The 14,172-nt window shown below is 64.8% G+C and carries 9 protein-coding genes; 4 read left to right on the top strand and 5 right to left on the bottom strand.

Features of this window, described 5'->3' with window-relative positions:
• Positions 1–46: 46 nt before the first annotated feature.
• Positions 47–2,905, bottom strand: coding sequence for an excinuclease ABC subunit UvrA (gene uvrA / locus ACP92_RS19760; protein WP_013235895.1), 2,859 nt, complete (start codon positions 2,903–2,905; stop codon positions 47–49).
• Between the two features lie 217 nt (positions 2,906–3,122).
• Positions 3,123–4,877, bottom strand: coding sequence for an ArnT family glycosyltransferase (locus tag ACP92_RS19755; RefSeq protein WP_013235894.1), 1,755 nt, complete (start codon positions 4,875–4,877; stop codon positions 3,123–3,125).
• Positions 4,878–5,395: 518 nt separating this feature from the next.
• On the opposite strand from ACP92_RS19755, the gene ACP92_RS19750 reads away from it, so the two are divergent.
• Both ACP92_RS19750 and ssb read left to right on the top strand, forming a co-directional pair.
• The gene (locus ACP92_RS19750; protein ID WP_013235893.1) at positions 5,396–6,592 is read left to right on the top strand and encodes an MFS transporter; all 1,197 of its coding nucleotides are present in this window, start codon (positions 5,396–5,398) and stop codon (positions 6,590–6,592) included.
• Between the two features lie 18 nt (positions 6,593–6,610).
• Positions 6,611–7,132, top strand: a complete 522-nt coding sequence (gene ssb / locus ACP92_RS19745; RefSeq protein WP_013235892.1) for a single-stranded DNA-binding protein — start codon at positions 6,611–6,613, stop codon at positions 7,130–7,132.
• Between the two features lie 121 nt (positions 7,133–7,253).
• Here ssb and ACP92_RS19740 read toward each other — a convergent pair whose 3' ends face one another.
• From ACP92_RS19740 to ACP92_RS19730, 3 genes are all read right to left on the bottom strand, one after another.
• A complete protein-coding gene (locus tag ACP92_RS19740) occupies positions 7,254–8,411 on the bottom strand; it encodes a branched-chain amino acid ABC transporter substrate-binding protein (protein ID WP_013235891.1) in 1,158 nt (385 codons plus the stop codon).
• Between the two features lie 126 nt (positions 8,412–8,537).
• On the bottom strand, positions 8,538–9,623 hold the full coding sequence (locus ACP92_RS19735; protein WP_048348625.1) for an ATP-binding protein: 1,086 nt from the start codon (positions 9,621–9,623) through the stop codon (positions 8,538–8,540).
• A 10-nt stretch (positions 9,624–9,633) separates the two neighbouring features.
• Positions 9,634–10,374 carry a response regulator gene (locus ACP92_RS19730; protein ID WP_048348624.1) on the bottom strand — a complete coding sequence of 247 codons (741 nt, stop codon included), beginning with the start codon at positions 10,372–10,374 and terminating at the stop codon, positions 9,634–9,636.
• 177 nt (positions 10,375–10,551) lie between these two features.
• Here ACP92_RS19730 and ACP92_RS19725 point away from each other — a divergent pair, with 177 nt between their 5' ends.
• Together ACP92_RS19725 and ACP92_RS19720 are read left to right on the top strand one after the other, a co-directional pair.
• Positions 10,552–13,653 (top strand): efflux RND transporter permease subunit, encoded by a 3,102-nt coding sequence (locus ACP92_RS19725; RefSeq protein ID WP_013235888.1) that lies wholly within the window; start codon positions 10,552–10,554, stop codon positions 13,651–13,653.
• A complete protein-coding gene (locus ACP92_RS19720) occupies positions 13,650–13,922 on the top strand; it encodes a hypothetical protein (protein WP_231944381.1) in 273 nt (90 codons plus the stop codon). The genes ACP92_RS19725 and ACP92_RS19720 overlap by 4 nt, the downstream gene beginning before the upstream one ends.
• Positions 13,923–14,172: the final 250 nt, after the last annotated feature.

Here is a 14,172-nt window from a genome sequence, read left to right as displayed (position 1 = left end):
GCAAAATCTGTATCGTTTGCGCGCGCGCAAGTCCGGACTTCTTTTTTTACTTCGACTTCTTCTTCAACAGCGGCGCCAGGTACTTGCCGGTGACGCTGGCCGGGTTCTTCGCCACCTCCTCGGGCGTGCCGGCGGCCACGATACGACCGCCGCCCGCACCGCCCTCGGGGCCCAGGTCGATGATCCAGTCGGCGGTCTTGATGACATCCAGGTTGTGCTCGATGATGGTCACCGTATTGCCCTGGTCGCGCAGGCGATGGATCACCTTGAGCAGTAGGTCGATATCGTGGAAGTGCAGGCCGGTGGTCGGCTCATCCAGGATATAGAGCGTGCGGCCGGTATCGCGCTTGGACAGTTCCAGCGACAGCTTCACGCGCTGCGCCTCGCCGCCCGAGAGGGTGGTGGCGCTCTGGCCAAGCTTGATATAGCCCAGGCCCACATCCAGCAGCGTCTGCAGCTTGCGGGCGATCAGCGGCACGGGTTTGAAGAACTCGTGCGCGTCTTCCACCGTCATGTCGAGGATCTCGGTGATGTTCTTGCCCTTGTACTGCACTTCCAGCGTCTCGCGGTTGTAGCGCTTGCCGTGGCAGACGTCGCAAGGCACGTACACGTCCGGCAGGAAGTGCATCTCCACCTTGATCACGCCATCGCCCTGGCAGGCTTCGCAGCGGCCGCCCTTGACGTTGAAGGAGAAGCGCCCGGCGCTGTAGCCGCGTTCCTTGGCCATGGGCACGGTGGCGAACAGATCGCGGATCGGCGTGAACAGGCCCGTGTAGGTAGCCGGGTTGGAGCGCGGGGTGCGGCCGATCGGGGCCTGGTCCACGGCAATGACCTTGTCGAAGTGTTCCAGTCCGCCGATGGCCTCATGCGCGGCCGGTTCGGTCTGCGAGCCATACAGGTGACGGGCCGCTGACAGGTACAGGGTATCGTTGACCAGCGTCGACTTGCCCGAACCGGACACGCCGGTCACGCAGGTCAAGAGGCCCACCGGCAGTTCCAGGTCGACGTTCTTCAGGTTGTTGCCGGTGGCGCCGCTGATGGTCAGCATGCGCGATTCGTCGCAGGGGGTGCGCTTCTTGGGTACCGCAATTTCCAGCGAGCCATTGAGATACTTGGCCGTCAGCGACTTCTTGTTCTTGAGGATGTCCGGCAGTGGACCATGGGCGATCACGTCACCGCCATGCACGCCCGCGCCGATACCCATGTCCACCACGTAGTCGGCGGTGCGGATGGCGTCTTCATCGTGTTCCACCACCAGCACGGTGTTGCCGATGTCGCGCAGGTGCTTGAGCGTATCGATGAGGCGGTCGTTGTCGCGCTGGTGCAGGCCGATGGAAGGTTCATCCAGCACATACATCACACCGGTCAGGCCCGAGCCGATCTGCGAGGCCAGGCGGATGCGCTGGGCTTCGCCGCCGGAGAGCGTATCGGCGCTGCGTTCCAGCGAGAGGTAGTCCAGGCCGACGTTGTTGAGGAAGGTCAGGCGCGAGACGATTTCCTTGATGATGCGGTCGGCGATTTCCTTCTTTGCTCCGGTCAGCTTCAGGGTCTCGAAGAAGGACAGGGTCTCGCGCAGGGGCGTAGCGGCCACTTCATAGATGGCGCGCTGCTGCTTGCCGCTGCCCACCTTCACGTAACGCGCTTCCACCCGCAGGCGCGCGCCATGGCAGGACGGGCACTGCTTCTCGTTGATGAACTTGGCCAGCTCTTCCTTGACCGCCATCGAATCGGTTTCGCGATAGCGGCGCTGCAGGTTGTTGACCACGCCCTCGAAGGTGTGCTCCTTGACCACGGTGCGCCCGCGCTCGTTGACGTAGGCAAACGGAATGGTCTGGCGGCCCGAGCCATAGAGCACAGCTTGCTGGGCCTTGTCGTCGAGCTGCTCGAAGGGCACATCCAGGTCGAAGCCGTAGTAGGCAGCGATGCTGGTGAGCATCTGGAAATAGAACTGGTTGCGGCGATCCCAGCCCTTGATCGCGCCCGAGGCCAGCGACAGGTTGGGGAAGGCGACGATGCGCTTGGGATCGAAGAACTCGATATGGCCCAGGCCATCGCATTCCGGGCAGGCGCCCATGGGGTTGTTGAAGGAGAACAGGCGCGGCTCCAGCTCCTGCAGCGAATAGCCGCAGATGGGGCAGGCGAACTTGTTGGAATACAGGTGCTCCTTGCCGCTGTCCATCTCCAGCGCGATGGCGCGGCCATCGGCCAGGCGCAGCGCGGTCTCGAAGCTCTCGGCCAGGCGCTGCTTGATGTCCGCCTTGACCTTGACGCGGTCGATGACCACGTCGATGGTGTGCTTCTCGGTCTTCTTGAGCTTGGGCAGGTCATCGACTTCATACACCTTGGCCGTGCCGGTGCCGCTCTGGATGCGGAAGCGCACGAAGCCCTGGGCCTGCATCTCTTCGAACAGGTCGGCATGCTCGCCCTTGCGGTTGGCTACCACCGGCGCCATGATCATCAGCTTGGTGTCTTCCGGCAGCGCCAGCACGGCATCGACCATCTGCGAGACCGATTGGGCCTCCAGCGGATGTTCGGGGTGGTCGGGGCAGTAGGGCGTGCCGACGCGGGCGTACAGCAGGCGCAGGTAGTCGTGGATCTCGGTGACCGTGCCCACGGTGGAGCGCGGGTTGTGCGAGGTCGCCTTCTGCTCGATGGAAATCGCCGGGGACAGGCCTTCGATCATGTCCACATCGGGCTTTTCCATCAGTTGCAGGAACTGGCGCGCATAGGCCGACAGCGACTCCACGTAGCGGCGCTGACCCTCGGCATAGAGCGTATCGAAGGCCAGCGATGACTTGCCCGAACCGGACAGCCCGGTGATGACGATGAGCTTGTTGCGGGGGAGGTCTAGGTTGATATTCTTGAGGTTATGCGTGCGCGCGCCGCGAATGCGAATTTCTTCCATGGATGCCTTCAGCTAGGGGTTTCCTGCCCCCGCGTGCAATGACGCCGTGCGCGGAGCAGCGGTGGGACAACATGTAACTATAACAGGACTGGGCAGGGCCCACAGGCGCGGCCACAGTGGCAGAAATCCCATGTGGGAACGGCTGCCCAAAATGAAAGCACAGCCATGAAAAAAGCCGGCGCGAAGCCGGCTTGCGCAGTGTCGCCAATGGCGGCCGTCAGTCGGCGCGCCGGTAGACCTTGAGCAGTTGCCCATCGTCACCATCGCGGCGGCCTTCCCAGAACAGTTTCCACTGGCCCTGCGGCAGCGGCGTATTGCCTGGTGTTTCCAGCAGCACCCAGCGGCACTGGGTCTGATAGACGCCATCGATGGGCTGATGCAGGATGCCGGTGTAGTAATACAGCATCGGCGCCTCGGATTCGCCCAGGTTCTCGCTGGCCATGCAGTCGCCGTCCTGCCATTGGGCGGCGATCTGCTGCTTCAGGTCGGTATAGACAAATTCATAACTCTTGCCATAGTCGGCCCAGGGCAAGAGCAGGGTGAAGGCCAGGCCCCACATCAACGTGATGCCGGCAAACCAGCTCAATGCACCGCGCCACTGGCCGGCCAGGCGCAACTGGCCCAGACCCCACAGCCACAGGACGCTCATGCCGACAGCGGCAGCCAGCGCCAGCGGTTGCAGGGGCGTGACGAAGTTCAGCGGCAGCCACTGGCCCATGAAGTCGATCCAGTGATGATCCGCCGCCGGCAGGGACGAGACCACGTAGATCGCCCAGATCGCCGCCGCCAGCACACCGAAGGCGATGCGCGAGAACCAGTCCCAGCCCAGGTGGAAGGCATTGGGCAGCCGCGCGATGGCGCGCGCGCCCAGCAAGGCCAGCGGCAGCAGCACCGGTAGCAGATAGAGCTGGCGCGCCGTGGCCGAGCTTTGCAGCACCGCCAGGCTGATGGCCGCGAAGGCCAGCGGCAGCGCCACGCGCGGCGAGCCGGTCTGACGCCAGTCGCCGGTGGCCAGCGCCAGCACGGCCAGTACCGAGCCCGGCAGGGCGAAGCCGATCAGGGCGCGCAGGATCACCGTGTGATCGTTGTCCGAGCCCAGCTTATAGACCGAGAAACCGAAGAAGCGGCCGACGTTGTTGTCCCAGAACCATTCCATGAACAGCGGCACCGAATGCTGCGCCAGCAAGGCCGGCCAGACCACGAAGAAGGGCAGCGACACCAGCACGGCTGCGCCCACCATCTTCCAGTACGACAGGCTGCGGCAGGGGCGCACCAGCACGCCCACGGCCATGGCCGTGGCGGCGAAGGTCAGCGGCACGAACAGGCCCTTGGTCATCTGGGTAATGCCTACGCCCAGGCCGAACCAGAAGGCGGCCGACCACGACGGGGCGCGACGCTCTTCATTGAGGGCGATGGCCAGCAGGCCATAGATGGCCATAGCGCCGCCGGTGACCAGGGCCACATCGGTGAACATGTCGTGGGCGTGCTTGATCATGCCCGGGGAGCCGGCAAACAGGGCCACCGTCCCCAGCACCGGCAGGCTCAGCACCCGGCGCTCGTTCCACATCAACTGGGCGATACGCGCCACGAACACCAGCGTGACCAGGTTGTAGAGCACGCTGGCCAGCCGCGCACCCTCGTGGTAGGGCAGCAGCGGGTAGAGCAGCTTGGCCAGCAGCATGGCCGTCCAGTAATACAAGGGCGGCTTTTCCATGAAAGGCTGGCCCGCATTGGTGGGGACCAGGTACTCACCCGAGACCAGCATGTGATGGATGACGCCGAAGGTATAGGTCTCGTCCTGCTTCCAGGGACCGTGTCCGAAGATGCCCGGCAGCAGCCACGCCAGGCCGGCTAAGACCAGCAGCAGCCAGCCGAAGCGAGCGAAGGTGGCCCGTTCACCGTAGGTCGATGCGGGCGTTGCGCTAACAGATGGGCCTACCTTGTTGATGGCGGGCGATTTGATCAAGAACATACTGGACACTGAATGCGAGCCAACAGAGGGCCCGCGGGAAAAATTGCAATATGGAAAACCGCGGCGACGTAGCACGAGCGTCTTGCTCGCTGCGTCGAACAGGGTCTTCTCCCCCTCGATACACGTGATCGGCTTATTTTTCTTGGCGGGGTATGTTGCTTTGCGAAAAGTCAATCGTTGACGCCGCAAGCTTTTATAGGAAATGGCAGGAAAAATGAGCAGTTCGATATTTTGGCATAAAGAATCTACTCACTGACAAATTTGTCAGTTCATGTCGTCATAATTCTTCCATGGTTAACCTGTCGTCCCTTGAAGTGTTGGTTTGACGCACCACAATTCACTGAGAACAATCGACCGGGCGGTCCTAGCTCAACCTGACGGCGGGCTGGCCGATGCTGTTACCATAGCGTCTTTGCTCGCCAGTGCCGCCCTCATGAAAGGCGGCGCGGCCGCCAACGCCAGTCTTTACCTGTATGTCTCACGCCACGAGTTCATCCGCACAGCCCGCCAAAGCCGGCATGTCGCGCGCCGAAGTGCGCGCCAGCGCCTCCCTGGCTTCCATCTTTTCCCTGCGCATGCTGGGTCTGTTCCTGGTCTTGCCGGTCTTTGCCGTGCACGCCCACAGCCTGCCCGGCGGCGACAACGACACCCTGGTCGGCATCGCCCTGGGCATCTACGGCCTGGCCCAGGCCTTCGGCCAGATCCCCTACGGCATCGCCTCGGACCGCTATGGCCGCAAGCGCATCATCGTGATCGGGCTGCTGCTCTTCGCGCTGGGCTCCTTCGTCGCCGCCGCCGCCACCAGCGTGATCTGGCTGCTGGTGGGGCGGGCCTTGCAGGGTTCCGGCGCGATCTCGGCGGCCATCACGGCCTTCATCGCCGACTCCACCCGCGAAGAGCACCGTACCAAGGCCATGGCCATGGTGGGCGCGTCCATCGGCGTGACCTTCGCGGTCTCGATGGTGGCCTCGCCGCTGCTCTACAAGTCCATCGGCATGGGCGGCATCTTTGGCCTGACCGGCGTGCTCTCGCTGATCGCCATCGCCGTGGTGGTATGGGTCGTACCGGCCGCGCCGCTGGTCCAGGCCCGGCGGGTGCCGCTCAGGGAAGTGCTGCGCCATGGCGAGCTGATGCGCCTGAACTTCGGCGTATTCACGCTGCACCTGACCCAGGTGGCGATGTTCATGGTGGTGCCCGGCGCGCTGGTGCAACTGGCCGGCCTGCCGCTGGGTGAGCACTGGAAGATCTACCTGCCGGTGGTGCTGGCGTCCTTCGTATTGATGCTGCCGCCGGTCTTCGTGGCCGAGAAGTATGGCCGCATGAAACAGGTCTTCCTGGGCGCCATCGGCCTGATGTTGCTGGTGCAGCTGGGCTTCTGGGCGGTGCTGTCCCATCCGCTGGGACATTGGTGGATGCTGGTGGCGCTGCTGTTCCTGTTCTTTGTGGCTTTCAACATCCTGGAAGCCTCGCAGCCCTCGCTGGTGTCGCGCATCGCACCGCCCGCCGCCAAGGGCGCCGCCCTGGGCGTCTACAACACCCTGCAGGCGCTGGGACTGTCCTGCGGCGGCGCCCTGGGGGGATGGATCAAGCAAAATGTCGGGATTTCGGAGGTCTTTGCGTTATCGGCTGTGGTCACGCTGACCTGGCTTATAATCGCGGCTAACATGAAAAACCTGCCGCGCCGCTCTGCGCCGGCGGCGGGTGCAACAGCCTAAACGTATTCAGGAGAAACAATGGCATCGGTCAACAAAGTCATCATCGTCGGTAACCTCGGACGCGATCCGGAAACGCGCTACATGCCCAATGGCGAAGCCGTCACCAACATCGCCGTGGCCACGACCGAGAGCTGGAAGGACAAGAACACCGGCGAAAAGAAGGAACTCACCGAATGGCACCGCATCACCTTCTACCGCAAGCTCGCTGAAATCGCCGGCCAGTACCTGAAGAAGGGTTCGCAGATCTACGTCGAAGGCCGCCTGCAGACCCGCAAGTGGCAGGACAAGGAAGGCGTGGAGCGCTACACCACCGAAATCATCGCCGACACCATGCAGATGCTGGGCAGCCGCCAGGGCGGCGGTGGCGGCGGCATGGATGAGGGCGGCTATGGTGGCGGCGGTGGCGGCAGCTACGGCGGCGGCGCTCCGCGTCAGAGCGCCGGTGGCGGCGGTGGTGGTGGCAGCAGTGCTCCGCGCCAGCAGCCGGCCCAGCGTCCGGCGCCCAACTTCTCGGATATGGATGACGATATTCCGTTCTGACGCCATGCATGAGAGGCTACCCGCATAAGGTAGCCTGCGCTTCCCAGGCAACCCCTCGCTTCCTCCCGGAACGAGGGGTTTGTCATTTTGGCCGGGTGCGCGGGATATCTGAGGCCAAACGCTAACTGCACGCCTCCTGCCGTGCATTGGCGCTGCCCGGCGCAAAGACCTCCACCGCCTGCCACCGCTCCTGATAGCGCAACAAGGTATAGCGCGGATGGGCATTGGCGCCGGTGGCGTCGAAGCTCAACGTTCCATGCAGCCCTGCATGGCGCATCCGGTGCAGCGCGGTGGCGATCTTGTCGCCATTGTCGCTGCCAGCCTGGACAATGGCGGCGGTCAGCACGCTGGCGGCATCGTAGGCGTAGAAGGAGTACGTGGTGGGCGCGGCGCCGAAGCGGCGCTGGTAGGTTTGCGTCACCACTTTCCATTGCGGGCAATGGGGGCGGGCGATTTCGTATTCCAGCACATGCAGGCGCAGTTCCAGCGGCGCTGGGAGGCTCAGGTTGCTGGCGCCGCCGGTGAGCAGGAGGCGCGCCGTCGTGCGGGTCCGGTTGGCTCCGTCGATGAAGGCCCGCGCTTGCGGATACAGGCCCACGAAGACGATGACATCGGCCTGGTGCGCTTCGGCCGCCTTCAGCGCGGCATGGAAGTCGGTGCTGCGGCGACCCACCTGGTAGCGCGCCAGTGCGATCTGCTGGGCGCTGCCGCCCAGGTTCTCGACCAGCGTGTCGGCCAGTGCGCGGCTATAGGCCGCGTCGCTCTGGATCACGAAGATGCGTCGTCCCTGCAGCGAGCGCGTGGCCACCTCGGCCAGCGTGGCGGCCAGCTCGCGGGTGCCGCCCACGACACGGAAGGGCATACGGTTGCCCATGCCGGTCCATTGGCTGCTGGTGGCGGTAAAGCCGATCTGCGGAATCTGTGCGCTTTCATAGATCGCGGCAGTGGCCAGGGCGGCATCGCTGCTCCAGGGGCCAATGACGCCGGCGACCTTTTCCTTGACGTAATAGCGGGCGATATTGACGGCGAAGTTCTCGTTGCCGTGATCGTCCTGCGGCAACAGCTCAAAGCGTAGTGGCGAGCGTCGCTTTGCCGCCAGCGCATTGGCCTCGTCGATGGCCAGTTGGGCGCCCTGCAGCGCGCTCTGGGCGATCGGCTCGGACAAGCGGCCGGTGAAACCCAGTGCAATGGTCTTGCGCTCCTGCGCCCATCCGGCCTGCATGAACGCCCACAGCAACAACACGCCCGCCAGCACCCGCCTTGCTCCGGATCTGCGCATGGTGTCCCCCCCTTGGTCCGCCGAGTTTGTCTGACCCCTCTGATGTTCGTGATTTTTGTGAGCTTTGTGAGCTTTATGTGCTCATTCTTCCAGCCAACTGCCTGAAGAAAATATACACATCATTGCTCAATGAGGCCAGCGCACTTCGAAGCAAGCGCCGCCCAGCTCTGAGGCGCGGCAATCGGCCGTACCATGATGCGCGCTGGCAATGGCGCGCACCACGGCCAGCCCCAGGCCGCTGCCTTTCTGCTGGGCGTCGCCGGCGCGCGCGCCACGGTGGAAGGCGTCGAAGATCATCTGCGCATCGCTGGCGGCAATGCCGGGGCCGCTGTCTTCCACGCACAGGCTGTGCATGCCGGCGAGGCTGCGCGTGCTGATGCGCAGGGGCCCTGGAGAGGCGTGCTGCAAGACGTTTTCCAGCAAGGCCAGCAGCGCCTGGCGGATACGCACAGGATCGCAGCGGCTGCGCTGCACGCCAGTCTCCAGCAGCAGCCGGAAGCCCTTCTCCTGCAGCGCCGGTTCGCAGGCCTTGAGCACGGTCATGATGTCGGCCTGCAGATCGGTCTCCTGCAGCTGCACGCGCAGATGGCCGCTCTCGGCCAGGCCGACGATGCGCAGGTCCTCGATCAGCCGGCCCAGGCCTTCGACCTGGGCCAGCAGGCTGGAGAAGAGCGCCGGTTCGGGCTGGAACACGCCGTCCGACAGCCCTTGCAGGCGGCCGCGCAAGATCGTCACCGGCGTGCGCAGTTCATGGGCGATGGCGGCGTTCCAGAAGATGCGTTCCTGCTGGACGCGCTCCAGCCGCTCAGCCATGGCATTGAAGTCATTGATGAGCTGCCAGGCCTCGTCCAGCGGTTGCCGTTCGGCGGCGGCACGCGCCGACAGGTCGCCCTGCGCGACCCGACGCAGGCTGGTAGCCACCGAATTGAGGGGCGTGAGGATGCGGCGCGACAGCCGCACCGCCACCCACAGCGCGATGGACAGGCCGATCAGGGTGGTGACCAGGATCCAGCCCCACTCCACCGGCGAGGGCAGCCAGCTGTCCGGCGCTGACATGGCTGTGGGGAAGAAGATGAACATGGTCGAATAGAAGGCATACGAACCCAGCAGCACCATGAGCATGATCGCCACCGCCAGGACCACGACCGCGGTGACGATCTGGCGCGCCAGTCCTTTGCTGCGCCAGATCGAGAAGAAGGTCCCGTGCTTCACCAGCCTCTCCTCAACTGCCTTGCTGGAAGCGGTAGCCCACGCCGCGTATGCTCACCGGGATGCCGGCGATGCCCAGGTCTTCCAGCTTCTTGCGCAGCTTGCTGACGTGGCTGTCCACGGTGCGTTCCAGCGTATCGCCTTCGGGCAGGCAGGAGGCCAGCAGCTCGGCGCGGCTGAACACGCGGCGGGGCGCGCGCGCCAGCTGGGCCAGCAGCTTGAATTCGGTCAGGGTGAGCACCAGGGTATGGCTCACCCCCTCGATCTCGGCCACCACCTCGTGCTGCTCGAAGTCGATCACGAATGGCGGAACACGCAGCACCTGGCGGTCATCGCGCTCTTCGCGCGGCAGGCTGCGGCGCAGGACTGCCTCCACCCGCGCCACCACCTCGGCCGGGTTGAAGGGCTTGACCACGTAATCGTCGGCGCCGATGCGCAGGCCCGTCAGCTTGTCCACGTCCTGGTCCAGGGCGGTGAGCAGGATGACGGGGGTATTGTCGCGCTGGCGGATTTGCGACAGCACCTGCCAGCCATTGACCTGCGGCATCTGGATATCCAGCAGCACCAGGTCGGGCTTGAGCGCCAGATGCAGCTCCAGCGCCCGCGCACCATCGGCGGCATGCACGCTACGCATGCCATTGCGGGCCAGGTAGGCGGCCAGGATCTCGGCGATCTCGGGCGCATCCTCGGCAATGAGGATCAGGGCGCCAGCCGCTGGCGGCGCTGTGGTCGGGGCCGGTTCACCGGTGTGCATGGGGGACAATCTTTCCTTCTCCATCAAAACTCCATCGTTGTATCGCGCAATCATCACGCTCATCGCCCAGACTCCGCCTTCGCTCGCGATTGTACTGTCGGCCTGCCCTAAGGGGCAAAAATGCTGTCATCCCGCCGACCCGGCGCGCATCGCCTGCCCGACTGATGGAGTTTCTGCATGCCTCGTTTTTTCATTGACCGTCCCATCTTTGCCTGGGTGGTCGCCTTGTTCATCGTGCTCTTCGGCGTGATCGCCATGAGCCAGCTGCCCATTGCGCGCTATCCCTCGGTCGCCCCGCCGACGGTCTCGATCAACGCCACCTATCCGGGCGCCACGCCCCAGACCATGAACGACGGCGTCATCAGCCTGATCGAGCGCGAGCTCTCGGGGGTGAAGAACCTGCTGTACTTCGAGTCCTCGGCCGATACCTCGGGGACCGCCCAGATCAGCGTCACCTTCAAGCCCGGCACCGATCCCGAGCTGGCCCAGGTGGATGTACAGAACAAGCTCAAGGCCATCGAAGCCCGCCTGCCGCAGACAGTGCGCCAGAACGGCGTGACGGTGGAGTCGGCCGCTTCCAGTTTCCTGCTCATGGTCAGCCTCACCTCGGTGGATGGCCGCTATGACGAAGTGCGCCTGAACGATTACCTGGCGCGCAACATCGTGGAAGAGCTGCGCCGCATGGAAGGTGTGGGGCGGGTGCAACTGTTCGGGGCCGAACAGGCCATGCGCATCTGGCTCGATCCCTTCAAGCTCAATGCCTATGGCTTGACCGTGACCGACATCAGCACGGCCATCAGCCAGCAGAACGCCCAGATCGCGCCGGGCCGCCTGGGGGATGCGCCGGCCGTACGCGGCCAGCAGATCGCCATGCCGCTGACGGTCCAGGGGCAATTGCAGTCGCCGGCGCAGTTCGCCGCCATCGTGCTCAAGGCCAAGGCGGATGGTTCGCGCGTGTTGCTGGGCGATGTCGCCCGGGTGGAGCTGGGTGCGCAGTCTTATGCTTTTGCCAATCGGGAGAACGGCAAGCCCGCGGGTGTCGCCGCCGTGCAGCTCTCGCCGGGAGCCAATGCGGTGCGCACTGCGGCGGCCATCCAGGCGCGCATGGAAGAGCTGCGCCCCAGCCTGCCGCAGGGCATGGCCTTCTCGCTGCCCTACAACACGGCGCCCTTCGTCAAGATCTCGATCCAGAAGGTGGTGCAGACCCTCATCGAGGCCATGGTGCTGGTGTTCCTGGTGATGTACCTGTTCCTGCAGAACGTGCGCTATACGGTCATCCCGGCCATCGTCGCACCGATCGCGCTGCTGGGGACGCTGGCGGTGATGCAGCTGGCCGGCTACTCGGTCAACGTGCTGACCATGTTCGGGATGGTGCTGGCCATCGGCATCATCGTCGATGACGCCATCGTGGTGGTGGAAAACGTCGAGCGCATCATGGCGCATGAAGGCCTGGGACCGCGCGAAGCCACCATCAAGGCCATGGGCGAGATCACCGGTGCCATCATCGGCATCACCCTGGTGCTGACCGCCGTCTTCATCCCCATGGCCCTGGCCGGCGGCTCGGTGGGCGTGATCTATCGGCAGTTCTCCGTGGCCATGGCGGTATCGATCCTGTTCTCGGCCTTTCTGGCCCTGAGCCTGACGCCGGCCCTGTGCGCCACGCTGTTGCGCCCGGTCCCGGCCGGTCATCACGACAAGCGCGGCTTCTTCGGCGCCTTCAACCGCGCGTTCAACCGGCTCACCGCCCGCTATGAATCGGCACTGGGCCGGCTGATCGCACGCGGTCTGCGCATGATGCTGGTGTATGCCGCCCTGTCGGGCTTGCTGGTGGTGGGCATGCAGGCCTTGCCTTCGGCCTTCCTGCCGGAAGAAGACCAGGGCTATTTCATGACCTCCTTCCAGCTGCCGGCTGACGCCACCACCGAGCGCACGGCGCGCGCCGTGGATCAGTTCGAGCGTTATCTGAAGGGGCGCGAGGATATCGGCGCGAACCTGTCGGTGCTGGGATTCGGCTTTTCCGGCTCAGGCCCGAACGCGGCCATGGCCTTTACCGAACTGAAGGACTGGAAGGAGCGCAAGGGCTCCACTTCCGCCGCCGAGGCCATGGCGGCGCAGGCGGCCATGGAGTCCGGCGTGGATGGCATGGTCATGAGCCTGCTGCCACCGGCCATTGAAGAACTGGGCAATTCCTCCGGCTTCGCCATGCGTCTGCAGGACCGCGCCAACCAGGGCTATGCCGCGCTCAAGGCGGCCGAGGCCCAGTTGCTGGCGCTGGCGGCCAAGAGCCGCAAGCTCAGCGGCGTCTATTCCGACGGCCTGCCGGCAGGCGCCAGCGTGCAGCTGGAGATCGATCGCCACAAGGCCGCTGCGCTGGGCGTGTCGTTCTCCAGCATCAGCGATACCTTGTCGGCGGCCATGGGGTCCTTCTATGTCAATGACTTCCCCAACGCCGGGCGCATGCAGCAAGTCATCCTGCAAGCCCAGGCCAGCGCGCGCATGCAGCTCGAGGATGTGATGAAACTGTATGTGCGCAACCAGAGCGGCGGCATGGTGCCGCTGGCCGAACTGGTCAAGGCTTCCTGGCGCGAGGCGCCCACGCAGTTGCAGCGCTACCAGGGCTTCCCGGCGGTGCGCATCTCCGGCAGCGCCGCACCGGGCGTGGCCAGCGGCGAAGCCATGGCCGAGATGGAAAGACTGGCGCAGCAGTTGCCGCCGGGCTTTGCCGTGGCCTGGACCGGACAGTCCCTGCAGGAGCGCCTGTCGGCGGCGCAGGCGCCCATGCTGATGGCCTTGTCCATGCTGGTGGTGTTCCTGGTGCTGGCAGCGCTCTACGAGAGCTGGAGCATCCCGCTCTCAGTAATGCTGGTAGTGCCGCTGGGCCTGGTGGGTGCGGTCGCGGCGGTGATCCTGCGCGACATGCCCAATGACGTCTTCTTCAAGGTGGGCATGATCACCGTCATCGGCCTGTCCGCCAAGAACGCCATCCTGATCGTCGAGTTCGCCCGCCAGCTGCGCAGTGAAGGCATGGGGCTGGTCGAGGCGGCGATCAAGGCCTCGGTGCTGCGCCTGCGCCCCATCCTGATGACTTCGCTGGCCTTTGCGCTGGGCGTGGTGCCGCTCATGCTGGCATCGGGCGCCAGCGCCGAGACGCAGCGCGCCATCGGCACCGGCGTCTTCGGCGGCATGGTCAGCGCCACGGTGCTGGCGGTGCTGTTCGTGCCGGTGTTCTTTGTGCTGGTGCTGGGTTGTGCGCAGCGCCTGGCGCGCAAGGGGCGATGATGTGCCCGCGCGCCGACCTGCGCCTGTATGGCAAGCGCCTGCTCAATGACCGCGAGCAGGTCCATCACGCGCAGTATCGCGGGCATGACATCCGCGTCATCGCCGTCCAGGGGCACAATGGCTGGAGCCTGGCCCTGCGCATCTTCCATGAAGGCAAGCGGCTGGTGCGGTATCGCCAGGACAGCCCGCTCTACCTCGACTTCGAACATGCGCGCATCGCCGGCCTGCTGCGCGCCTATGAACTGATCGAGCGGCGGCTGGCGGGCTGAGTTTTTTCCTTTTCCGTCAGCGTTGCGTCAGCAACTGAGGCCGGCCCGCCACAGCGCGGGCCGGCTCTTGCATTTTCTTCATCGGCCTTGCGCCACACCGTTTTCTTCCGCCCTACAATCGTCTGCACTGATGCAGCGGCCCTACCGGGATGGCGCGACCTAGCTGCCAATTTGGGTTAAAGAAAAAAGCCGCACCTCTCTAGAATGCCATCACCCCTCACGCTGCCCGCCGGGCGCGGAAGACGCCGAT

It is taken from the genome of Herbaspirillum seropedicae (assembly GCF_001040945.1).
Lineage (GTDB): Bacteria > Pseudomonadota > Gammaproteobacteria > Burkholderiales > Burkholderiaceae_D > Herbaspirillum > Herbaspirillum seropedicae.
This window is presented reverse-complemented; position numbering and strand designations above follow the sequence as displayed.